At 62.0% G+C, this 21166-nt stretch carries 20 protein-coding genes; 6 read left to right on the top strand and 14 right to left on the bottom strand.

From position 1 onward, the window contains the following. Positions 1-51: 51 nt before the first annotated feature. Together M0D67_RS09635 and M0D67_RS09630 are read left to right on the top strand one after the other, a co-directional pair. Entirely contained in the window at positions 52-1704 is a 1653-nt protein-coding gene (locus M0D67_RS09635; RefSeq protein WP_266238682.1) for a cyclic nucleotide-binding domain-containing thioredoxin-disulfide reductase, read from the top strand. A gap of 466 nt (positions 1705-2170) precedes the next feature. Then, positions 2171-2479: a hypothetical protein gene (locus M0D67_RS09630; protein WP_154566735.1), complete on the top strand. Its 309-nt coding sequence runs from the start codon at positions 2171-2173 to the stop codon at positions 2477-2479. A 141-nt stretch (positions 2480-2620) separates the two neighbouring features. Here the strand turns inward: M0D67_RS09630 and M0D67_RS09625 are convergent, their stop codons facing one another. From M0D67_RS09625 to M0D67_RS09600, 6 genes are all read right to left on the bottom strand, one after another. Beyond that, entirely contained in the window at positions 2621-3448 is an 828-nt protein-coding gene (locus M0D67_RS09625; protein WP_266238681.1) for an ABC transporter permease, read from the bottom strand. A gap of 38 nt (positions 3449-3486) precedes the next feature. After that, complete coding sequence (locus M0D67_RS09620) at positions 3487-4740, bottom strand: ABC transporter permease (RefSeq protein ID WP_266238799.1); 1254 nt, start codon at positions 4738-4740, stop codon at positions 3487-3489. Between the two features lie 37 nt (positions 4741-4777). Continuing rightward, complete coding sequence (locus M0D67_RS09615; RefSeq protein ID WP_266238680.1) at positions 4778-5824, bottom strand: ABC transporter substrate-binding protein; 1047 nt, start codon at positions 5822-5824, stop codon at positions 4778-4780. A gap of 1 nt (position 5825) precedes the next feature. Beyond that, positions 5826-7007, bottom strand: coding sequence for an ABC transporter ATP-binding protein (locus M0D67_RS09610; protein WP_266238679.1), 1182 nt, complete (start codon positions 7005-7007; stop codon positions 5826-5828). Positions 7008-7039: 32 nt separating this feature from the next. Continuing rightward, positions 7040-8203 carry an SRPBCC family protein gene (locus tag M0D67_RS09605; RefSeq protein ID WP_266238678.1) on the bottom strand — a complete coding sequence of 388 codons (1164 nt, stop codon included), beginning with the start codon at positions 8201-8203 and terminating at the stop codon, positions 7040-7042. 182 nt (positions 8204-8385) lie between these two features. Continuing rightward, positions 8386-9312: a LysR family transcriptional regulator gene (locus M0D67_RS09600; protein WP_097394262.1), complete on the bottom strand. Its 927-nt coding sequence runs from the start codon at positions 9310-9312 to the stop codon at positions 8386-8388. A 272-nt stretch (positions 9313-9584) separates the two neighbouring features. Between M0D67_RS09600 and M0D67_RS09595 the strand changes: the two genes are divergently transcribed. From M0D67_RS09595 to argE, 4 genes are read left to right on the top strand one after another with little or no spacing between them, the layout of a single operon-like run. Further along, the gene (locus M0D67_RS09595; protein ID WP_154566731.1) at positions 9585-10943 is read left to right on the top strand and encodes an NAD(P)/FAD-dependent oxidoreductase; all 1359 of its coding nucleotides are present in this window, start codon (positions 9585-9587) and stop codon (positions 10941-10943) included. Positions 10944-10996: 53 nt separating this feature from the next. Beyond that, complete coding sequence (locus M0D67_RS09590) at positions 10997-11434, top strand: RidA family protein (protein WP_154566730.1); 438 nt, start codon at positions 10997-10999, stop codon at positions 11432-11434. 10 nt (positions 11435-11444) lie between these two features. Beyond that, entirely contained in the window at positions 11445-12122 is a 678-nt protein-coding gene (locus M0D67_RS09585) for a DUF1028 domain-containing protein (protein WP_154566729.1), read from the top strand. Beyond that, on the top strand, positions 12115-13278 hold the full coding sequence (argE, locus tag M0D67_RS09580; protein WP_154566728.1) for an acetylornithine deacetylase: 1164 nt from the start codon (positions 12115-12117) through the stop codon (positions 13276-13278). The genes M0D67_RS09585 and argE overlap by 8 nt, the downstream gene beginning before the upstream one ends. Before the next feature lie 140 nt (positions 13279-13418). On the opposite strand, the gene M0D67_RS09575 is transcribed toward argE, so the two are convergent. The 8 genes from M0D67_RS09575 to M0D67_RS09540 all read right to left on the bottom strand — a co-directional run bounded on the left by M0D67_RS09575 (position 13419) and on the right by M0D67_RS09540 (position 21025). Then, a complete protein-coding gene (locus M0D67_RS09575) occupies positions 13419-13805 on the bottom strand; it encodes a BON domain-containing protein (RefSeq protein ID WP_154566727.1) in 387 nt (128 codons plus the stop codon). Between the two features lie 30 nt (positions 13806-13835). Continuing rightward, a complete protein-coding gene (locus M0D67_RS09570) occupies positions 13836-14981 on the bottom strand; it encodes a porin (RefSeq protein WP_266238677.1) in 1146 nt (381 codons plus the stop codon). A 92-nt stretch (positions 14982-15073) separates the two neighbouring features. Next, positions 15074-16702 carry a 3-(methylthio)propionyl-CoA ligase gene (locus tag M0D67_RS09565; RefSeq protein WP_266238676.1) on the bottom strand — a complete coding sequence of 543 codons (1629 nt, stop codon included), beginning with the start codon at positions 16700-16702 and terminating at the stop codon, positions 15074-15076. Between the two features lie 42 nt (positions 16703-16744). Beyond that, entirely contained in the window at positions 16745-17101 is a 357-nt protein-coding gene (locus M0D67_RS09560; RefSeq protein WP_154566724.1) for a Rieske 2Fe-2S domain-containing protein, read from the bottom strand. A gap of 71 nt (positions 17102-17172) precedes the next feature. Beyond that, the gene (locus M0D67_RS09555; RefSeq protein ID WP_266238675.1) at positions 17173-17733 is read right to left on the bottom strand and encodes an alpha/beta hydrolase; all 561 of its coding nucleotides are present in this window, start codon (positions 17731-17733) and stop codon (positions 17173-17175) included. A 19-nt stretch (positions 17734-17752) separates the two neighbouring features. After that, entirely contained in the window at positions 17753-18601 is an 849-nt protein-coding gene (locus M0D67_RS09550) for a TauD/TfdA family dioxygenase (protein WP_154566722.1), read from the bottom strand. A 10-nt stretch (positions 18602-18611) separates the two neighbouring features. Continuing rightward, positions 18612-19592, bottom strand: coding sequence for a quinone oxidoreductase (locus M0D67_RS09545; RefSeq protein WP_266238674.1), 981 nt, complete (start codon positions 19590-19592; stop codon positions 18612-18614). 113 nt (positions 19593-19705) lie between these two features. Then, a complete protein-coding gene (locus tag M0D67_RS09540) occupies positions 19706-21025 on the bottom strand; it encodes an MFS transporter (RefSeq protein ID WP_171926705.1) in 1320 nt (439 codons plus the stop codon). Positions 21026-21166 lie beyond the last annotated feature (141 nt).

Genomic DNA, 21166 nt, shown 5'->3' with positions numbered 1-21166 from the left:
GTGAAACCAAGTGGACCGAGCTTCACCTCAATTGCCTGTTTGGACGAAGCCATGCTGACAATCGACGACATCCGGGCGATTCCACTGTTCTCAACACTCCCCGACAACGAACTGGAGCATCTCGCGCACACGTGCGCAGACCTGCATCTGTGCGCGGGTGAGTTCGCGGTCCATGAAGGTGGAGAGCGCGCACTGTACGCCGTTGTGTCCGGCAAGATGGAAGTCATCAAGACGTTCGACGGTATCGAACGCACGCTGGGCTGGCGTCTGCCCGGAACCATCTTTGGCGAAGTGCCGCTCGCGCTGAGTTCGCCGTTTCCTGGTGCCTATCGGGCCGCGGAGCCGTCGCGTGTCATGCGCGTGGACGCCCAGCGTTACTACACACTCGCTGCCGCGTCGCCGGAAATTGCGGTCAAGATGGGCGCCCTTGCGCGCGAGCGCATTGGTGGACTGCAGGGCCTCTCCGCCGAGCCGCCCAAGATCCGCGTGACCATGATTGGAAGTCGCTGGGACACCGCTTGTACCGCATTGCGCCAGTTCCTCGCCCGCAACCAGATCAGCTACGACTGGATGACACCGGATGCGCCCGAAGTGACCACGCGCTGGCCTGGAACCTGTCCGCCAGAGCAGGATTGCCCGGCATTGCGACTGGTCGACGGGACGGTGCTGAGCCGACCTACGACACGAGAGCTTGCGGAGTTGCTGGGTCTGCAGACACAGCCTCGCCTCGCCGAATACGACACGATGATCATTGGTGGCGGGCCGGCCGGTCTCGCTGCGGCAGTGTACGGTGCGTCGGAAGGCTTGCGTACTGTGGTGCTGGAGCGCGAAGCGCCAGGTGGGCAGGCCGGGACCTCCTCGCGTATTGAGAATTACCTCGGCTTCCCCAACGGCGTGTCGGGCGACGAACTGGCGAGCCGTGCACTGCAGCAGGCAAGGCGGCTCGGTGCAGAGATTCTGGTGACACGGTCGGTCGCTCGAATCGATGTCGCCGGCCGTAGCGTTCACCTCGACGGAGGCGACGTCATCCGGGCGCGAACGATCATTCTCGCGACTGGCGTCACGTGGCGCCGCCTCGTGATTGACGGCTTCGACCGGTTTATCGGTAAAGGTATTTACTACGGCGCGTCACGCAGCGAAGCGAACGCTACTCACGGCCTCGACGTCTATCTGATCGGTGGTGGAAACTCGGCCGGCCAGGCAGCGTTGTACTTTGCCAATCATGCGCGCATGGTAACGCTTGTCCTGCGAGGCGATTCGCTGGAGAAGAGCATGTCTCGCTACCTCGTCGAGCAGCTTCGAGGGAAATCAAACGTAGGGGTGCAACTGCGATCGGAAGTAGTCGGTGCACACGGCGATACCCATCTGACAGCGATTGACGTACGCGATGGGTTGAGCGCAGAGGTGCGTCGACACGACTGTGGCGCATTGTTCGTTTTCATTGGCGCCGATGCTGAGACGGAGTGGTTGCCGGAAGAAATCGCACGCGATGTGCGCGGATACGTTCTCACTGGCGACGACGTCGTCAAGGCGGGACGCTGGTCCTATAGCCGGGATCCCTACCTCCTCGAATCGAGTGTTCCTGGCGTGTTTGCCTGTGGGGATGTGAGATTGAGCCCGGTCAAGCGCGTCGCTTCAGCGGTCGGCGAAGGCAGCATGGCGATCGCGTTCGCCCACAAATATTTGCAGCACGACGGGAGTTAGCATTGGGTGCGGCAGTGAAACGTATGTGGTATTGACTTGGACAGGCGCGGAGTTTCATGCCGCCCAGCAACGAAGTCGATCCGTTGCGCCAGGGAGCCGGCCTTCAACGGATTCGGGTACCAAGCGCGCGATTGCGGGCTGTCACGGCTCAACGATCACGCCCTCTGACGTAAGGCAGTAAGGCATTAGCGAGCAGATTGAGGGGCAGGACCCATTAGAGGCAATTCCAAAAATCGAAATTCATCCTTGCGAGTAATGCGCTTAATTATCAGCGGCCGCTTTCCTAAACTTCGTACCACCTGCTATGGCCCTGAGCGGCGATCTGTGGTTCGCGTCACGTGCGCCACTGCGAACGGTCGCGCGAGTTTGTTTGATCGCCACGAGCCAGGCGTGCAACGACCGCTATGGAAAAATACGAATGGATCGTTTGCGTCGGAATTCCAGCCAAAACAAGGAGGAACCGGTCATGAAGAAGACAACCAGCACATTAATCGCGGCCGTCGCCGCACTCACGCTGTCGGGAGGCGCTTATGCACAGGCCAACAACACGCTGGCAACCCCGAGTGTAGTGTCGCCGGCCGCCGCGTCGCCAGCCAATACAACGAGCGGCTACGGCACGCCTGGCGCCACCAATTCGGACAGCGGCATGAGCGCCGCGTCGCCGAACTCGGGCATGCCGAATAGCACGAGCAATAGCTCGACGTCCCTCACCAACCTTCCTGGGAGTCACAACACGCTGGCGACTCCGAGCGTAGTGTCGCCGGCCGGCCAATAGTTCGAGTCCCTCGTTCGCCACCCATCGTAAGAAAGACCGCTGCCCTCACGGACAGCGGTCTTTTGTTTTTCTCCCTGCCCTCTTCCAGGCAGCGGCTTGCGGCACACCGACGGGTTGCATGCCCCAGGTGGCCTCGATGCGTCAAATAAGAGCGTTACTGGCGGCGGCCGCACGGCCATGCAGCCAGTTAATACTCGCGAAGAGCAGCACGGCAAACACGATCAGCATCGTCGCCACGGCGAGAATCGACGGGTCGATCGAGTCGCGAATCCCGCTCCACATCTGCCGAGGCACGGTTGTTTGATCCGGGCCACCGATGAACAGAATGACGATGACTTCGTCGAACGAGGTCGCGAAAGCGAAGACGCTGCCGGTCGCGACCGCCGGTGTGATGAGCGGCAAGGTTACTCGTCTGAATGTGATCCAAGGCGTCGCGCCGAGCCCGGAAGCGGCGCGCAACAGACTCTGATCGAACGAAAGCAGTGACGCCGTCACGGTGATCACGACGAATGGCGTGCCGAGCGCCGCATGCGCCAGCACCACGCCGGGATACGAGTTCACCAGGCCGAGCGGCGCGAAGATCAGATAGAAGCCAGCCGCGACGACGACAATCGGCACGATCATCGGCGAGATGATGATCGGCATGATCAGCGAGCGCAGCGGAAACTGCGCGCGCGAAATGCCCAGCGCGGCGAGCGTGCCGAGACACGTGGCGATCAGCGTCGACGCCGCGCCGATGCCGATGCTGTTCAGGAGCGATCGTTGCCAGGCCGCGCTCGTGAGCGCCTGCTCATACCAGCGCAGCGAAAAGCCCTGCAACGGGTAGGAGAAGTACGAGCCCGAGTTGAACGAAAGCGGGATGATCGCGAGAATCGGCGCAATCAGGAAGAACAGCACAAGCGCTGTATGCAGCCGCACCCAGCGCCCGGCGACGCGTTCCGTCAGCACCGTGTTGCGTTTATCTGGCATATCGTTCCCTCGTCGTATCCGCGTGTGTCAACCGAGTCTCAACCAAAGCGCAAACGGTCGATGCCGACAATGCGGTTGAACAGGAAATAGAAGACCGCCGTAAAGATCACGAGATAGGCCGAGAGCGCACCGGCAAGGCCCCAGTTGAGTTGCGTGTTGGTCTGGATCGCGATGAGCTGACTGATCATCTCGTCGCCTGCGCCGCCGAGCAGCGCGGGCGTGATGTAGTAGCCAAGCGCGAGCACGAACACGAGGAAGCAGCCCGCCCCCACGCCCGGCAGCGTCTGCGGCATGTAGATTCGCACAAACGCGACGAACGGGTGCGCCCCTAGCGATTGAGCGGCCCGCACATACACGGGCGATACGCTCTTCATCACCGAGTAGATCGCGAGAATCATGTAGGGCAAAAGCACATGCGTCATACCGATGAGCACACCCGCGCGGTTGAAGATGAGCGGCAGTGGATGGGTGGTGAGACCGAGCCCCATCAGCAGGCTGTTGATGACACCACCCGGTTGCAGCAAAACGTACCAGGCGGTTGTGCGAACGAGCACCGAGGTCCAGAACGGTACGATCACAAAGAGCATCAGGCGGTTGCTGCTTTTCGCGGGCAAATTCGCGAGCAGCCATGCGACCGGATAGCCGAGCACGAGGCACAGCAGCGTGACCGTGGCGCTGATCGAGATCGTGCGCATGAACGCTTGTCGATAGATCGAAGCGTTGTCCGGCACGAACGCAACTGAACCTTGCGGCGTCACTTGCGCATCGACGGCCGCGAGCAGATAGTCCGGCGTCGGCGACGTGGCGGCGCGCTTCAGCAAGCGCCAGATCTCCGGCGAATTCCAGCGTGCGTCGAGTTCGACGAGCGCCGGTTTCCACGCCGGCGGCGCATCAGGGGGCAACTGGCGCGCGGTGCGCATCAACAGGTTACGGAACTCGGCCTGATCGAAGTTCAGCCGCCGCGCGACAGTGCCGAGCTGTCCGCTTTGCTGCGCCTCCCTGAGCCCCGCAGCGAGCAGCGCGAACGTGCGCTCGTCCGGCACGCCCTGCCCGTCCCATGCATCGAGCGCGCGCGTGAGCGCGGGCATGCTGTCGGGCACTTCGTGGTTCTCCACGCTGCGCGCGAGCAGGAGCGCGATCGGCGCGATGAACGTCGAAAGCAGAAACACGATCAGCGGGAGCGCGAGCAAAAGCGCCTGCACCGACGCACGGCGGCGCGCCTTTTGAAACGACGCGCGGCCGTCGGCTCTCGTCGGAGAGCCCGGGGCCGTGGCTCGGGCCGAAGCGGGCATGTGGGTAGTCACGTTGGGCTCTCGTTGGACGATCGTGTTACTGCGTCAGCCACACCTGGAAGCGCTTATTGATCTGGTCCGCGTTGTCGGCCCAGAAGTTCGCGTTGATCTGCAAGGCGCGCTTGAAGTTCTCGGGTGCGGTCGGCAGATCGGCAAGGCGTTGCTTGTCGACAAGCGCGATTGCATCCTTGCGCGGCGGCGCATACGCGATGTACTTCGACAGATCCGCATACGCCTTCGGCTGCGAAGCGGAGACGATGAATTTCGCGGCGGCGTCGGCGTGCTTCGCACCCGTCGGAACGGCCCACCAGTCGAAGTCGTAAACTTGTGCGTCCCAGACGGTCTTGAATGGCTTGTTGTCCTTCTTCGCGGCGTCGGAAATGCGGCCGTTGTAGGCCTGCGTCATCACGACCGCGCCGTCTGCGAGCAACTGCGGCGCCTGGGCACCCGATTCCCACCACACGATGTTCTGCTTGATCGTGTCGAGCTTTTTGAAGGCGCGATCCACGCCGGCGGGCGTAGCGAGCACCTTGTAGACATCCTTCGGATCGACGCCGTCCGCAATCAGCGCCCATTCCATCGTTACCTTCGGCGACTTGCGCAGGCCGCGCTTACCGGGGAATTTCTGCAGATCGAAAAAGTCGTTGACGGTGGTCGGCGCGGTCTTCAGCTTGCTCGTGTCGTACGCATAGACCGTGGACCAGACCATGCTCGCAACCGCGCAATCGCTGATCGTGCCGGGGATGAAGTCGCTCGTCTTGCCGAGCGTCTTCTTGTCGAACTTCTGCAGCAGTCCTTCGTCGCAGGCGGTGATCGCATCGTTCGTTTCGAGGTCGATCAGGTCCCACGTGGTGTTCTTCGCCTGCTCCATCGCGGAGAGCTTCGCGAGGCCGCCGTCATACGATTCGGTCGAGAAGCCAATGCCGGTGGCTTGCGTGAACGGTTCGAAATAGGCCTTCTTGGCCGCCGCTTCGTACGCGCCGCCGAAGGTCACGACGGAAAGCGTCTCCGCCGCCTGGACGGTCATTGTAGCGAATGCGAGTACGGCGAGTGCGGCGCTTTGTGCTTTGATGAGAGTGCGCATGTCAGTTGGCTCCTGCTGGTGCGGTCGTGATGATGGAAGGTGAGAGCGGGGTGGATGCGGGGATCACGGGCGCGCTGCGTGGCACGCTCATCGCGAGAATCTTGCAGTCGTCGTGGCGCCATGCGATCTCGATCGTGCTGCCGGGCGAAGGCAGCGCATGGCGCTGCGTATTGGGCACTTTCACGACAAACGAATCGCGCGAACCGAGCGCGAGGTGCACGCGATGATGATCGCCGCAATACACCAGTTCCTCGACGCGTGCGCGCACCACGTTGCTGTGTTCATCGACGTGCACGCCTTCGGCGCTCGGGATATGTGCGCGCTCGGGGCGCAGCGCGAGCATCGCTTCGTCGCCCGTGCTCAGACCGGGTTCGCAACGGCCACGAATGACGCTGCCGTCCGAGAGCGCGAGCGTCGCCCACTCCTCGTTCGCATTGACGACGCGCCCGGTCAGCCCGTTGTTTTCGCCGACGAAATTGGCGACGAAGGCGTTCTGCGCGTTCTCGTAGAGTTCGCTAGGCGTGGCGGCTTGCTGAATACGGCCATCGGAGAACACGGCGACGCGATCCGACATGGTCAGCGCTTCGGCCTGATCGTGCGTCACGTAGACGATCGTGAGCGACAGCTCGCGATGCAGGCGCATGATTTCGTACTGCATGGTTTCGCGCAGGCGCTTGTCGAGCGCACCGAGCGGCTCATCCATCAGCACGACGCTCGGCTCGAACACGAGCGCGCGCGCGAGCGCCACGCGCTGCTGCTGTCCGCCGGAGAGCTGCGCGGGACGCCGGTTCGCCAGATGCGGCAGTTCGACCATCTCGAGCGCGCGCTTCACGCGCGTCTTCTGCTCGGCGCGGCTTACGCGCCGCACGGAAAGCGGAAACGCGACATTCTCCGCAATCGTCAGATGGGGAAAGAGCGCGTAGTTCTGAAACACCATGCCGATGTCGCGCTGATGCGGAGGCTTGTCGTCGAGCCGCCGTCCGTCGAGGCGTATCTCGCCGCGCGTGGGCGATTCGAATCCCGCAAGCATCATGAGCGTCGTCGTCTTGCCCGAACCGGACGGCCCCAGCAGCGACAGGAATTCTCCCTTGCTCACGTCGAGGTTCAAGTCATCGACGACGTATTGCGCGCCGTCATACGACTTGCTCACGCCCGAGAACGAAATGAAGGAAGGGTTTGACATCGTAATCGCGTCCTGTCGATGGTGCGTCTTGATCAATGCGTGCCGATTTGCGTCGCGACGATTTTGCTAGCGACGTAGCGTGCGAAGTCGTAGTTGGGACGTTCGAGATAGCTCAAGTGGCCGGGTTTCGCGAGCGGCGCGTGTACGCCGCGAAAGACGGCTTCCACGCCGCGTTTATCTTCCGCGTTCACGTCGTCAAGCAGCTTCTTCAACGTCGTCATGTGCGCGTTGGCCTCGGTATCCGCGACGAACTCCGGCGCAAGCCCGCCGCCGAAGCGGATATGCACGCGGTCCACCCCTTGAGGCTGCAGCACGAGATACCAGAAGTAACCCGGCGTGAGCGTGACGAGATGCGTCGGGTAGATCGCGAGCAGCGCTGTGGTCTTGCGCCAATGTCCCGTGAGGCGCGTATTGTCCGGATGCGCGTTACCGATGGGCAAGGACGCTTCCTTCGTGATCCAATGATAGTTGAAGGCTGGATAGCCCGGCGGGCATTCCATTTCATCGAGCCGCGAATGCGGTCCTACCGTTGCGCGATGCAGCATGGGCAGGTGATAGCTTTCCATGAAGTTTTCCGCGAGGATCTTCCAGTTCGTGTCCCACACGTGCTCTTCATAGAAAGTTTCGATGTAGTCCGACATGCCGTACGCACCGATGAGCTCGTTCAGTTTGGCGAGCTGCGCGTGAACGGGCGGCGCGTTTTCGTCGAGTGTCACGTAGATCCAGCCTTGCCATTCTTCGCAGCGCACGGCGGGCAGTTTGTAGCTTTCCTTGCAGAAGCCCTCTTGCCGATCCATGAGCGGCGCGCCTTGCAGCGCGCCGTCCAGCGAATAGTTCCAGGCGTGATAGGGGCAGACGATGCGGCGCAAGTTGCCGCGTCCTTCGAGCAGCACCGACATGCGATGCAGGCACACGTTCGACATCGCCTTGAGCTGCATCTGCTCGTCGCGCAATACGACAATCGGTTGGGCTCCAAGTCGAGTCGTCATGTAATCGCCGGGCACTTTGAGCGCACTGGCGCGGCCGACGCATTGCCATTCGCGCTCGAAGATAGCGCGCTCTTCCAGCGTGAGGAATTCGGGCGACGTATAGACACCGGGCGGCATCGCATGCGCATCGCTGAATGGCCGTTCGCAACCCGTCTGAAGTTCGTCGACCAGCGCTTGCACTGCGATCGTCCTTGCCGGGTTGGCCATGGTGTCCCCCTTGATTCGTCACGGTGAGAGCGCGGTAACGCGAGGCTTTGCGGCGTAGCGCTCAACATGGACACCAATCTATCAAGCCAAATTGCAAGGCAAAATATTGTTTTTAGATACAAAGCAAAGCTTTTGCCTATGCAACGCGCGCAGGCTTAAAGCAGACGATCGCGCTTTCCTGATCATGCGTCGATATGCAGGCGCCGTATATAGGTTTCGCAGAATGACGTGAAGCGATGGACGACCTGGCGCGGCTTCATTGTGCGCGATTGCGCGATGCCGAGCATCGTTGCGTTGACGTTGTCTTTGAAACGCTTAATGACGAACTCTTCGCCATCCACGGTGCGAGTCGATTTGAGCGGAAAGTTCAGGAGGCTATAGCCGAGACCGTTGGCCACCATGCCGCGCACGACTTCCGGCTGCGACGAGCGGAACGCAGGCACGGGGCGGCTGCCCACCGCATCGAAGAGCGCGGCGAAATACTCGCGGCTGTGCGGCAAGTCGAGCATCACGTAGGGCTCGGGCAAGAGGTCCGCGAGCGATACCTTGCGCGCGCGTGCCAGACGATGCGTCCTCGGCAGGATTGCATAGGGCGGCAGCGAGAGCAGCGGCGTAAAAGCGATCTCCTCTGTCAAATCGAGGCTGTAGGTGAGCGCAATGTCGAGCGAGCCGTCGTGCAGGCCGCGCAAGAGGCCATCCTGATGCGCCTCGACAGTGCGAAACGAGATACCTGCGTGCTCGTCGACGAATCGGCTGATCAGCCGCGGCATGAGCGGCGGCGCAAGCGAGACGAGGCAACCGAGCGTGATGACACCCGTCATGCCGCCGTCCATTTCCTTCGCGGTCGTCTGCAATTCTTCCGCAATCTTCAGCAGATTGCGCGCTTGTCCGAGCAGATCGCGACCGGCTTGCGTGAGCGAGAGGCCGCTCGCGTGATGCCGTATGAAGAGTTGTACACCGAACGACACTTCGAGGTCCGCGAGCGCCGTCGAGATCGACGGCTGCGAGATGTGCAGACGCTTCGCGGCGGCAGTGAAAGACAGTGCTTCCGCGGTGACCACGAAATAGCGCAACTGGCGCAACGAGTAGCGCAACGGCTGACTCTCCATCGACAACGCTCCGTTTTCAAAGTCCTCAATTGGCGGCATTGTGAAGCTGTCAAAAAGGCTTGCATAGGCAAATCCGATGCTATGCATTTTTTAAATATATTTTTCAGATTCTGAACGGACGCGTAGATTTTCAGGAAAGACGAACGGACTGGGCGGTAACGCGCTGTCGGGAAACACTACCGGGTCCGCCACGATCGCGAGCGCTCGAAGGCCGCGATGCCGTGACGCCGCGATCGAATCGAAACATTCCGCCTTTTCGGAAGGACACAGCTATGACAGTGGAAACAACGTCAATCGACACGCTCGTAGTCGGCGCCGGTCAGGCCGGCGTCGCCATGAGCGAACATTTGAGCAAGCTTGGCGTGCCGCATCTCGTGCTGGAACGCGCTCGTATCGCCGAGCGCTGGCGCACGGGACGCTGGGATTCGCTGGTTGCCAATGGCCCCGCATGGCACGATCGTTTCCCCAATCTCGAGTTCGCCGACTTTGACCCCAACGCCTTCGCGTCGAAGGAACAGGTCGCGGACTATTTCGTCGCCTATGCGGAGAAGTTTGAAGCGCCGATCCGCACCGGTGTGGAAGTGAAGAAGGTTGTGCGCAATGCGGGGCGTCAGGGTTTCACCATCGAAACCTCTGAGGGCACGATCGAGGCGAATCGCGTGGTAGTCGCCACGGGGCCCTTTCAGCGCCCCGTCATTCCGCCAATCGCGCCGCAAGATTCGAGCCTTACGCAGATTCATTCCGCTGACTATCGCAATCCCGCCCAATTGCCCGAAGGGGGTGTATTGGTGGTGGGGGCCGGATCGTCAGGCGTGCAAATCGCGGACGAGTTGCAACGTGCGGGCAAGCGCGTCTATCTCTCGGTCGGGGCGCACGATCGTCCACCACGCGCCTATCGCGGCCGCGACTTCTGCTGGTGGCTCGGCGTGCTCGGCGAATGGGATGCGGAGGTCATGAAGCCCGGCAGGGAGCACGTCACCATTGCAGTAAGCGGTTCGCGTGGCGGCCATACGGTGGACTTCCGGCGTCTCGCGAATCAGGGCATCACGCTCGTGGGCCTCACGAAATCGTTCAATGACGGCGTGGTGACCTTCGAAGCAGATCTCGCGGAGAACATCGCGCGTGGCGACGAAAACTATCTGTCGCTGCTGGACGCGGCCGACGCGTACGCCGAGCGTAACGGCCTCGATCTTCCCGAAGAGCCTGAGGCCCGCGTCATTCCCGCTGATCCGGAATGCGTGACGCACCCGTTGCACGATCTCGATCTGGCGAAAGCCGGCGTGACGTCGATTGTCTGGGCGACCGGATATGCAGTCGACTTCAGTTGGTTGAACGTGAACGCCTTCGATGAAAAGGGCAAGCCGAAACATCAACGCGGCGTATCGAAGGAGCCTGGCATCTATTTCCTCGGTCTGCCCTGGCTATCGCGCCGAGGGTCCGCATTCATCTGGGGCGTGTGGCACGACGCCAAGCACATTGCCGATCACATCGTCACGCAGCGTAAATACCTGGCCTACTACGATGACTCGCAAGGCCAGGCACCGAGCCGCCGCGAGGAAAGCGTTGAAGGCGTTGAAAACACCTCAGCCAATTCGCGCATCCACAAAGTCAGCGAGATGGGCGTGAATTGATGCGTACGCCTCTTTAATCCGCAATCCATTTCTTCCTACATTAAGGTGCATTGATGAGCCAACCTACGCATACCCGTATCCGCATGTTCAGCACGAAGGATACGTATCCGAACCAGACGCTCGACAACGATCTCTGTCAGGCCGTGCGCGCCGGCAACACGGTCTATGTACGCGGCCAGGTGGGCACGGACTTCGAAGGCCGCCTGATCGGCATCGGCGATCCGCGCGCCCAGGCCGAGCAAGCGATGAAGAACGTCAAGCAGTTGCTCGAAGAAGCGGGCAGCGACCTGTCTCACATCGTCAAGACCACGACGTTCCTGACCGACATCCGCTACCGCGAGCCGGTCTACCAGGAAGTCGGCAAGTGGTTGAAGGGCGTGTTTCCTATTTCGACCGGCCTGGTGGTGGTTGCGTTGGGTCAGCCGCAGTGGTTGATGGAAATCGACGTTATCGCGGTCATTCCGGATGGATGGACGCCGCCGAAAGCCTAAGGAGCGGGACATGACATTCTCTATCGTCGGACGCTGTCCGGCATCCGGGCAGCTTGGCATCGCGATCAGTTCGTCCAGCATCGCGGTGGGCGCTCGATGCCCATGGTTGCGCGCAGGCGTGGGCGCGGTGGCGACGCAGAACGTCACCCTGCCCGCGCTCGGCCCACAGATTCTCGATCTGCTGGAGAACGGGCAACTCGACCCCACCGCCGCATTGGACCGTGTGCTCGGCACGAGCGAGTGGAGCGAGTACCGCCAGGTGACGGTGATCGATGGCCAGGGGCGCACGGCGTTCTTCAGCGGCAAGGAAGCGTTGGGCACGTATCACGCTGTCGCCGGCAAGCAGTGTGTGGCCGCAGGCAACATGCTCGCCGGCATCGAAGTGATCGAGGCAATGCTTCCGGCGTTCGAGCAGGCATCCGGCACGCTTGCCGATCGCCTGCTCGCGGCCATGCATGCTGCAATAGCTGCCGGCGGTGAAGCAGGCCCCGTGCATTCGGCGGCGCTCAAGATCGTGGGTGACGTGAGCTGGCCGATCGTCGATTTGCGCGTCGATTGGATTGATGACGACCCCATCGGCCAGCTCGATACTCTATGGCAGGCGTATCGGCCGCAAATGCAGGACTACTTGACCCGGGCCTTGAATCCGACGGCCGCGCCCAGCTACGGAGTGCCCGGCAATGAATGACAGATCCAGCCGTGCGCTGCTCGAACGGCTGATCGACTTCGCCACGGTCAGCCGGGACTCCAATCTGGACATGATCGAATTCATTCGGTTCTACCTGGAGGAACTCGGTGTCGAAAGCGAGCTGTTCCACAACGCCGAGCGCACCAAGGCGAATCTGTTCGCGACCATCGGTCCACGTGAGCACGGCGGCATCGTGCTGTCCGGCCACACCGACGTGGTGCCTGTCGATGGTCAGGCGTGGACCGTCGATCCATTCCGTCTCACCGAACGCAACGGGCGGCTGTATGGCCGCGGCACGGCCGACATGAAGGGCTTCATCGCCTCGGTGCTGGCGGCGGTGCCCGGGTTTCTCCAGCGCGAGCTGAAGCAGCCAGTTCACCTGGCTTTTTCGTACGACGAGGAAGTCGGCTGCCTCGGCGTGCGGCCGATGCTGGCAGAACTGGAGCGGCGTGCGCACAAGCCGGCCCTGTGCCTGATCGGCGAGCCGACCGAACTTAAGCCGGTGCTGGGCCACAAGGGCAAGCTGGCGATGCGCTGTCAGGTGAAAGGCGCGCCTTGCCATTCGGCCTACGCGCCGTATGGCGTCAACGCCATTCAATACGCGGCGCGGATGATCGGCCGTCTTGAAGAGATCGGCGAGCAGTTGGCGCAGCCCGAGCATCACGACGAGCGATTCGATCCGCCCTTCTCTACCGTGCAGACGGGCGTGATCAAAGGCGGCCGTGCGCTCAACATCGTGCCGGCCGAATGCGAATTCGACTTCGAAGTGCGCGCGCTGCCAGGCTTCGACGCAAACCAGGTAGCCGACGAGTTGCTGACCTACGCCGAGGCTGAACTGCTGCCGAAGATGCGCGCAGTGCAGTCCGACACCGACATCCGCCTTCAGCCGCTCTCCGCCTATCCGGGATTGGCCACCCCGCCCGACAGCGAAGCGGCGCGTCTTTTGGCGCTGCTTAGCGGTTCCATTGAGTTCGGCACGGTTGCATTCGGCACCGAGGGCGGGCTTTTCGATCAGGCGGGCATTCCAACGGTGGTTTGCGGACCCGGCAGCATGGACCAGGGGCATAAGCCGGACGAATTCGTCACCGTCGAGCAATTGCACAAGTGCGATGCGATGCTGGCTCGTTTGGGAGATTACATTTCGGCCGCGTCGTGAGACGTTTATAGCGAGGCCACTGTCTCGCAAGGAAGCAGGGCTGCCTGAGGCCGCCTGATCGGGCGTCGCCACGGATGGCTAGATGTCGGCGTGGCCAGTTGTCTTCGGCCTCGCCGTACTCCGTGCTTGACTACAGCAGTTTACATGCCGCCAAACGGCTTCTTCACCGTCAGCTTGTTGGTCACCGACGTCACTCCAGGAACGCCCCTGGCGATCGCCTCGGCCTTGCCGATCTGGGCAGCTTCCGTGACCGTGCCATTCAGTGTCACCGCGCCATCTTTCGCGATGACACTGATGTCTCCGGCGCTAATTTCCTTGTCCTTCCCGATGGCAGCATAAATCCTACGGCGCAGGGCACGGTTCGCTTTCCTGCCCGCAGGAGCCACAGCGCCCGATGCCGCCATCACGGACGCACCTTGCGCACTGGCCGGCGCACTGGCTGCGTCACCGGTCTGGGACCACGCCGTCGTGGACGCTGCAACGAACCATGCAGCGACCAACAACTCGAGTGCCTTGATTGTTTTCATGGATTACTCCGGTTCATAAAGGTGACGAAATCAGAAACTATGGCGAATGCCGACCATGGCCGCAGTGGTGGAGACACCCGGCGCAACTGGAGCCCCATAGATGATCGTCTGGTTCATCGTCCCCTTGTTGTCGACATAGCCGACTTGCGCGTACGCCTTGGTCCTTGGGGACAGGTTGTATTCGGCACCCACTGCGATTTCGCTCGAGTGATTCGCTGAATGATTCCGGTCCTTCAGGTAGTAGTAGCCGGACGTGATCTTGAAGCGCGGATTGAATTGGTAGCCGAGGCCACCCGACACCATTTCGAAGTCAACGGTGCTGCTCTTCGCCGGGTTCTTGCCGATGCCGTACGAGGCGGACATAGAAAACCCGCTGATCGTATACATCGCGCCGAAATAGTAGAAGCGGTTATTGCTCTGGCCTGTCGCAGGCGCAGCCGGCGCCGCCGGATAGGTCAGCGGGAACGGATTGGTGTCATGTCCGTTGTAGTACACAGCGGACAGGTTCAGACCGTAATTCGAATACTTGAGCACAGCCGACTCACGCGTGCCGCCCTGGAACTGCCCCGCGACGCCACCCGGCGCATACTCTAGCGCAAGCGACGCGCCATAGAATTTTGGCGAACTGTAGACCAGCGCATTGCTGTCATAGAGGGCGCCGATCGGAGCATTCGTGCTGGTGCCGGGCCAGCCGGCCGCCTGATTGATGCCGAGCCACGCAGTCAGGATACTGCCGAAATACTGCGCGCCGCGTACGTCGGTTTCCGCCATCGCGTAGATCATCGGGATGATCTGCCGGCCGGCGTCGAACGTGCCAAACGGCCCGGATGCCCCGATCGTTGCATACTGGTTGAAGATTGCGGTCGTGCCCGGCGTATCGGACAGCCCGAACTTGCCGTTCGTGGTGTTGAACGTGCCTTGCAGCTTGAAGTTGATCTTGTAGCCGCCGCCAATATCTTCGCTTCCCTTCAGGCCCCAGTAGCTGGCATAGATGCCGCCGTCCTTGAGTTGATAGACATGCCCCTGGTTATGCGCAGTCGGCAGGAACGTTGCGGTCGAGGTGCTCTGATACAGGAATCCATTGTCGAGTACGCCGTAGAGCGTAACCGACGACTGGGCATGGGCTGATGCTGAAAAAACTATCAGCACTGCCAGGCTGCCTGACTTCAATTTCATTGTGTCTCCTCCTGGTTTTGGGTGCGCCGGGTGGACCCGGCAGCTTATCGCTTGTTGCTCGAATGAAACTGTGTTGCTGCCACGTCGGTGTCTCAGGCCGACAGGTAGTAATCGCCGAACTGATTCCGTAACTGGTTCTTGAGCACCTTGCCCGTTGCACCGAGCGGCACCGAGTCGACGAACACCACGGCGTCCGGCTTCCACCACTTCGCAACCCGGGCGTCAAAGAACGTGAGCAGTTCGTCCGCGGCGAGCACGCTACCGGGTTTCTTCACGATCAGGAGCAGCGGCCGCTCATCCCACTTCGGATGCCGCGCGGCGATGCATACCGCCGTCGTGACTTCGGGGTGCAGGTACGCGACGTTTTCGATATCGGTCGAACTGATCCATTCGCCGCCGGACTTGATGACGTCCTTGCTGCGATCCGTAATCTGCATGAAGCCGTCGGGATCGATCCTGGCCACATCGCCGGTCGGGAACCAGCCGTCGCGCAGCGGCGGTGTGTCGTCACTGCCGAAATACTCCCGCGCGACCCAATGACCGCGCACGAGAAGGTCGCCAGTTGCAGTACTGTCCCACGGCAGCGCCTTGCCTTCCAGGTCGACGATTTTCATGTCGATGCCAAACACCGGGCGCCCCTGCTTCGCCTGAAGGGCGTAGCGCTCTTCCACGTCCAGAGAAACCTGATGTGCCTTGAAACTGCAGACGGTGCCAACCGGGCTCAATTCCGTCATGCCCCATGCATGCACGACCTCGACGCGATGGCGCTCCTGGAACGCCGTCGTCATCGCTGTCGGGCAGGGAGCGCCGCCGATAATCGTGCGCTTCATCGACGAAAACGAACCCGTGGTCGCGTCGACATGCGCAAGCAGTCCCTGCCAGACTGTCGGTACGCCGGCCGACAGCGTGACCTGTTCGCCCTCGATCAGTTCATGGAGCGACTTGCCGTCCAGCGCCGGCCCCGGAAACACCAGCTTTGCACCCACCATGCAGGCGATATACGGCAGTCCCCACGCGTTCACATGGAACATCGGCACGACCGGGAGGATCACATCGCGCGCCGAACAGTTCAGCGAATCCGGCAGCGCCGCCGCGTAAGTGTGCAACAGGGTCGAGCGGTGGCTGTATAGCACTCCCTTCGGATTGCCGGTCGTCCCGGACGTGTAGCACAGCGATGACGCGCTGTTTTCGTCCAGCAGCGGCCAGTCGAAAGCGTCGCTTTGACCGTCGACGAGATCTTCGTAGCACAGCGGCATCGCCGACAGGCCATGGTCTCGCGGCATGTGCGCGCGATCGGTCATTGCAACGAAGACCTTCGGGCTCTTGACCCGTGGCGCGACGCTCTCGATCAGCGGTAGAAACGTGAGATCAAAGAACACAACGCGATCTTCCGCATGTTCGATGATGTACGCGAGCTGGTCGACGTGGAGCCGCGGATTGAGCGTATGCAACACGGACCCGGCCCCCGATACCGCGAAGTACAGCTCCATGTGCCGGTAGCCATTCCACGCCAGCGTCCCTACCCGCTCTCCCGGCTTGATGCCGAGGCCTGCCAGGGCGTTTGCCATGCGGCGCGCGCGTTGCGCAAGATCCCGGTACCGATACCGGTGAATGTCACCTTCGACCCGTCGCGACACGATTTCCTGTTCGCCATGATGGCGTTCAGCATGCGTGAGCAGCGAAGCGACCAGTAGCGGCTGTTGCATCATCAAACCTTGCATCCTTGTTCCCCTGAATGGCTGTATGTTCCCGCGCGGCCCGGATCACGGTGCCGAATTGCACACCGGTGCCTGCACGGAACTGGTGACCGGATCCTCAAGACTCACGACCAGCTTCCCGTCGACGACCCGAACCGGGAAAGTCGTCAGGCTCAACCCGCCTGCGCCCGGCATGCAGCCGGTTCGCAGGTCGAAACGCAGACCGTGCGCCGGGCAGCGCAGCACGCACCCTTCAAGCTGACCGCTTGCGACCGAGGCCCCGTTGTGGGGACACGCGTTGTCGATTGCGTGGATCGTGCCATCAATGTTGAACAGAACAATGCTGCGGCCATCGACGAAAGCCAGCTTGCGCTGACCTGGCGCGAGTTCATCGACCACCCCAACCGGTATCTGACGTGACATTGCCTGCTCCTTTATCTTCGGACTGCCAACAGCATAGCTCTGACAATCACCTCGGCGAGAGTGGCTTCTGATCATTCAAGTTCATGGATCAGCGCCTCCGCCATCGGCCATTCACCAAACCCTGCCGCTGGATTCAGGTGACCGACTTCGCCGAGGTCGACGAACCGACTGCCCCAGTCTTTCGCCATCGCCGCGGTACGCTCGAACTGCGCGAGCGGATCGTTGCGGCTCGCACCGACAATGCTCGGAAACGGGAGCGGCTCTCGTGGAATCGGTTGCCAACCATTCTGAGCGAGCGCATCGAAGGCCGGATAGCCTGGCGGCAGCGGCGTCTCGAGGTCGGCCGGAGCGGCGAGCAGTGCACCGTGAATCTTGCGGCTGTGCTGCTGGGCCCAATGCACCGTGATCATCACGCCCGCGCTATGCGCGACCAGGATCACCGGGCCATCGATTTTCTCGAGGGCAGCATCGAGCGCCGCGACGCGTGCCGCGCAACTGAGTTTGTCGTGCTCGAGCGGCGGCACCGAGACCGTCTTGGGCAACTTTTGCTCCAGCAGCGTTTGCCAATGCTCTGCGACGTGGTCGCGCAAGCCCGGCACCATCAGGATGGTTGGTGTCATATCGAGAGTCATGAAACGGTTTCCATCCTGATCAGTACGGCTTGTCACCAATAATTCCGGCGCGCTCCATCTTGCGGTGACACGGCGGGTAGTCCATCACTGCATAGTGCTGCGTGCTGCGGTTGTCCCAGATCGCGATGCTGTTGGGTTTCCAACGCCAGCGGACCTGGTACTCCGGAATGTAGGCCTGACTGATGAGATAGCGCAGCAGGTCACCCGCACCCGGATTGGCGTCCTGCCCGAAGCGCACGCGCGCCGGCGTGTGGTAATTGGTGAAATGGGTGGTAAAGGCGCTCACGAACAACACCTTCTCACCGGTCTCCGGGTGCGTACGCACGACCGGATGCTCCGCGTCCGGGAATTGCGCCTTAAGAGCGAGCCGTTTTTCGATCGGCATCGCAGCACCGAAGCTCGCCTCGATGCTGTGGCGGGCGCGCAGGTCTGCGATCTGGGTCTTGATGTGGTCTGGCAGGTTCGCGTAGGCGAGGACCATGTTTGCCCACATCGTGTCGCCGCCGACCGGCGGGCACTCCACGCAGCGCAGGACAGCGCCGAACTGCGGCGCCTCGCGCCAGGTGGCATCCGCGTGCCACGCGTTTTCATACCGGTCGTTGGGCTGATCCGGGTTCTTGTAGATGCGCACGAGGCCCGGATGTTCGGGATCGCTGCCGGCGACGGGATGGTCTTCGAGCGCGCCGAAACGGCGAGCGAATGCGACGTGCTCGGCGCGCGAGATATTCTGATCGCGCAGGAACAGCACCCTGTGCTCAAGCAGCGCCGCCCGGATTCCGGCAAACAGGCTGTCATCGTGGATGGCATCGGCGAGATTCACGCCGACCAGTTCGGCACCGATGGCACACGTCAATTGTTCGACTCGCATGGCCCACTCCTCAGATGACGAAGACCGATGAGCCGGTCGTCTTGCGCGTTTCGAGGTCGCGGTGGGCCTGCGCCGCGTCCTCGAGCGCGTAACGCTGGTTGAGTTCGATCTTGATGCGGCCCGCGGCGACATGCCCGAAGAGTTCGCCGGCGAGTTCGTCCTTCTCGGCGGGGTCGGCGATATAGTCCGCCAGCGCGGGGCGCGTCAGGTAGAGCGAGCCCTTCATGGCCAGAATCTGTGGATTGAACGGCGGGATCGGCCCGGACGCCGTGCCGACGCAGACCATCAGCCCACGGCGCCTGAGCGAATCGAGCGACGCCTCGAAGGTATCCTTGCCGACGCTGTCGAACACGACGTCCACGCCCACGCCGTTGGTCAGTTCGCGCACGCGCTTCGCGACGTCCTCCCGGCTGTAGTAGACGATGTGATCGCAGCCATGTGCACGGGCCACCTCGCCCTTGACCTCGTTCGATACCGTGCCGATCACGGTGAGACCCAGCAGCTTCGCCCATTGCGACACAATCAGGCCGACACCGCCGGCCGCGGCATGCAGCAGGATGGTGTCGCCCGCCCTGAAGTCATGAATGCGGCGCATCAGGTACGACGAGGTCAGGCCTCGCATCGTCATGCCGGCAGCCGTTTCGCAGGAGATCGCATCCGGCAGCTTGATGAGCGGCGCCGCCGGGACCAGGCGTTCAGTGCTGTAGGCGCCGAGTGTGTTGAGAAAGCCCGTGTAGGTCACGCGATCGCCGACTGCGACGTTGGTCACGTCGGAACCGATTGCCTCGACCACACCTGCAGCCTCGACACCCATGCCCGCAGGCAGCGGCACGGGGTACAGGCCAGTGCGGAAGTAGGTGTCGGCGAAATTCAGGCCCACTGCCTCATGGCGCAAGCGAACCTGTCCGGGGCCGGGGTCGCCCACTTCAACGTTTTCGTAGCGCAAAACTTCGGGACCGCCGGTTTCATGGAAACGCACTGCCTTCGCCATGTCAAATCTCCTATTCATTACTCGAACTGCAAATTTATTTGGCCTGTGAAGGGGTGGCCCGTTCTGCTCTCAGGCGCACTTGCCAGGTCTAAAGCTCGCGGGTGACCGTCGGGTCAGCCCCCGGCCTGTTCACGAAGGGCACTCAAACGATCGAGGTCGACGCCATAGTTCCGCTTGCCGATGAAGAAGGCGATTGCCGCGGCGAGAGGTGCAAACGGTACGAGTTGCAACGCGCCGAGCAGCCCGATCCGGTCGGCCACGATGCCCGTCAGGACGGCAGCGGGTGCCAGCCCCAGCAGATTGTTCGCCAGCGTCAGGGTGGCAAACGCCGACGCATGGATCGACGGCGGCGTGAGGTTCGCCACCATCGCACCCGAGGGGCCGGTCGCGCCTGCGCTGAAGAACATGCCGGCGCCAATCACGACGAGCTGTGCCGGACCCGCCGGCATCCGGAAACCGATCGTAAGCAACACGAAGCAGATCAGGCAGAAGGCGACGGCGGTGCTCCACTTTCTTTCCCGCTCATGCTTGCTGAGCCGGTCGGTCAGCACTCCGCACACCACCATGCCGAACGCGGTCGCCAGCACGAACACTGCCGCGCTCATTGCCGCTTTGCCTGTGGACATGCCGTAGTAGCGGTTCAGGAAGCTGGGCATCCATGCCCATACGGCTGCTGGGACCAGCAGATGGATACCGCTGCCGACGTAGGCGCACACGACTGACTTCGTCGAAAAGAGCCCTTTCATCAGCGTGCGAAAGCTCATGCGCACACCGTGGCCCTGCGCTTGCCTGCTCACACTTGCAGGCTGAAGCCGCGCCAGCTGTTTTTCGGTGACGGCAAACCGGTAGAGAATCAGCAGCACGATCCCCAAGGCCGCCATTGCGCCGAACGCCGCGCGCCAGCCCAGGTGAGCCGCGACCGTACCCCCGAGCGCCATGCCCAGCACTGAACCGAACGCCCCTCCCGCCATGAACGCGGCGGTGAGCGTGGAGCGCAGCCGCGCCGGAAAGATGCTGAGCACAACCGCGATGCCGACACTGCCATAGGCGGCTTCACCAATACCGACGAAGGCGCGCGCGAGCAGCATTTCGTTATAGTTCGTCGAGAGCGCACACCCGAGCGTCGCGAGACTCCACATCGCCGCCATCAGGACAATGCTCTTCACGCGACCCCAGCGGTCGGCGAGCACCGACAGCGGAAAGGTGAGCACGCCGACCATCAGCGCGACCACACTGCTCAGCGAACCCAGCCGGGTGTCGGAAAGGTTCCATGCGGCCTTGAGCATCGGGAACACCGCATTCAACACCTGCCGCGACATGTAGTCGGAGAGCAGCAACCCCACCGTCAGGGCAAATACCACCCACGCATACGCGCGCACGTCTTTTTGCGTCGTCGAAACATCGGCCGTCGTGGGCTCAGCATGCGTGAACATGAGTCGTCTCCTTCGTGTCCAGCTCGTTGGCGGCCGCCTTTGCCTTGCAGGGCAAAGCGGCCTTTATGGATAGCGTGCAACCCTCTCCTGCATACCGGAGAGCCCTACCTTTGAAACCCGACCTCCGCGAAGCGTCAGCCG

Origin of the sequence: Paraburkholderia sp. SECH4 (genome assembly GCF_030511745.1) — a bacterium.
In the GTDB taxonomy this organism is placed as follows: Bacteria; Pseudomonadota; Gammaproteobacteria; order Burkholderiales; family Burkholderiaceae; genus Paraburkholderia; species Paraburkholderia madseniana.
This window is presented reverse-complemented; position numbering and strand designations above follow the sequence as displayed.

What these genes read in the sequence shown, in the direction of transcription:
- M0D67_RS09635 (WP_266238682.1), top strand. Translation starts at nt 52, where the DNA reads ATGCTGACAATCGACGACATCCGGGCGATTCCACTGTTCTCAACACTC.
- M0D67_RS09630 (WP_154566735.1), top strand. Translation starts at nt 2,171, where the DNA reads ATGAAGAAGACAACCAGCACATTAATCGCGGCCGTCGCCGCACTCACG.
- M0D67_RS09625 (WP_266238681.1), bottom strand. Translation starts at nt 3,448, where the DNA reads ATGCCAGATAAACGCAACACGGTGCTGACGGAACGCGTCGCCGGGCGC.
- M0D67_RS09620 (WP_266238799.1), bottom strand. Translation starts at nt 4,740, where the DNA reads ATGCCCGCTTCGGCCCGAGCCACGGCCCCGGGCTCTCCGACGAGAGCC.
- M0D67_RS09615 (WP_266238680.1), bottom strand. Translation starts at nt 5,824, where the DNA reads ATGCGCACTCTCATCAAAGCACAAAGCGCCGCACTCGCCGTACTCGCA.
- M0D67_RS09610 (WP_266238679.1), bottom strand. Translation starts at nt 7,007, where the DNA reads ATGTCAAACCCTTCCTTCATTTCGTTCTCGGGCGTGAGCAAGTCGTAT.
- M0D67_RS09605 (WP_266238678.1), bottom strand. Translation starts at nt 8,203, where the DNA reads ATGGCCAACCCGGCAAGGACGATCGCAGTGCAAGCGCTGGTCGACGAA.
- M0D67_RS09600 (WP_097394262.1), bottom strand. Translation starts at nt 9,312, where the DNA reads ATGGAGAGTCAGCCGTTGCGCTACTCGTTGCGCCAGTTGCGCTATTTC.
- M0D67_RS09595 (WP_154566731.1), top strand. Translation starts at nt 9,585, where the DNA reads ATGACAGTGGAAACAACGTCAATCGACACGCTCGTAGTCGGCGCCGGT.
- M0D67_RS09590 (WP_154566730.1), top strand. Translation starts at nt 10,997, where the DNA reads ATGAGCCAACCTACGCATACCCGTATCCGCATGTTCAGCACGAAGGAT.
- M0D67_RS09585 (WP_154566729.1), top strand. Translation starts at nt 11,445, where the DNA reads ATGACATTCTCTATCGTCGGACGCTGTCCGGCATCCGGGCAGCTTGGC.
- argE (WP_154566728.1), top strand. Translation starts at nt 12,115, where the DNA reads ATGAATGACAGATCCAGCCGTGCGCTGCTCGAACGGCTGATCGACTTC.
- M0D67_RS09575 (WP_154566727.1), bottom strand. Translation starts at nt 13,805, where the DNA reads ATGAAAACAATCAAGGCACTCGAGTTGTTGGTCGCTGCATGGTTCGTT.
- M0D67_RS09570 (WP_266238677.1), bottom strand. Translation starts at nt 14,981, where the DNA reads ATGAAATTGAAGTCAGGCAGCCTGGCAGTGCTGATAGTTTTTTCAGCA.
- M0D67_RS09565 (WP_266238676.1), bottom strand. Translation starts at nt 16,702, where the DNA reads ATGCAAGGTTTGATGATGCAACAGCCGCTACTGGTCGCTTCGCTGCTC.
- M0D67_RS09560 (WP_154566724.1), bottom strand. Translation starts at nt 17,101, where the DNA reads ATGTCACGTCAGATACCGGTTGGGGTGGTCGATGAACTCGCGCCAGGT.
- M0D67_RS09555 (WP_266238675.1), bottom strand. Translation starts at nt 17,733, where the DNA reads ATGACTCTCGATATGACACCAACCATCCTGATGGTGCCGGGCTTGCGC.
- M0D67_RS09550 (WP_154566722.1), bottom strand. Translation starts at nt 18,601, where the DNA reads ATGCGAGTCGAACAATTGACGTGTGCCATCGGTGCCGAACTGGTCGGC.
- M0D67_RS09545 (WP_266238674.1), bottom strand. Translation starts at nt 19,592, where the DNA reads ATGGCGAAGGCAGTGCGTTTCCATGAAACCGGCGGTCCCGAAGTTTTG.
- M0D67_RS09540 (WP_171926705.1), bottom strand. Translation starts at nt 21,025, where the DNA reads ATGTTCACGCATGCTGAGCCCACGACGGCCGATGTTTCGACGACGCAA.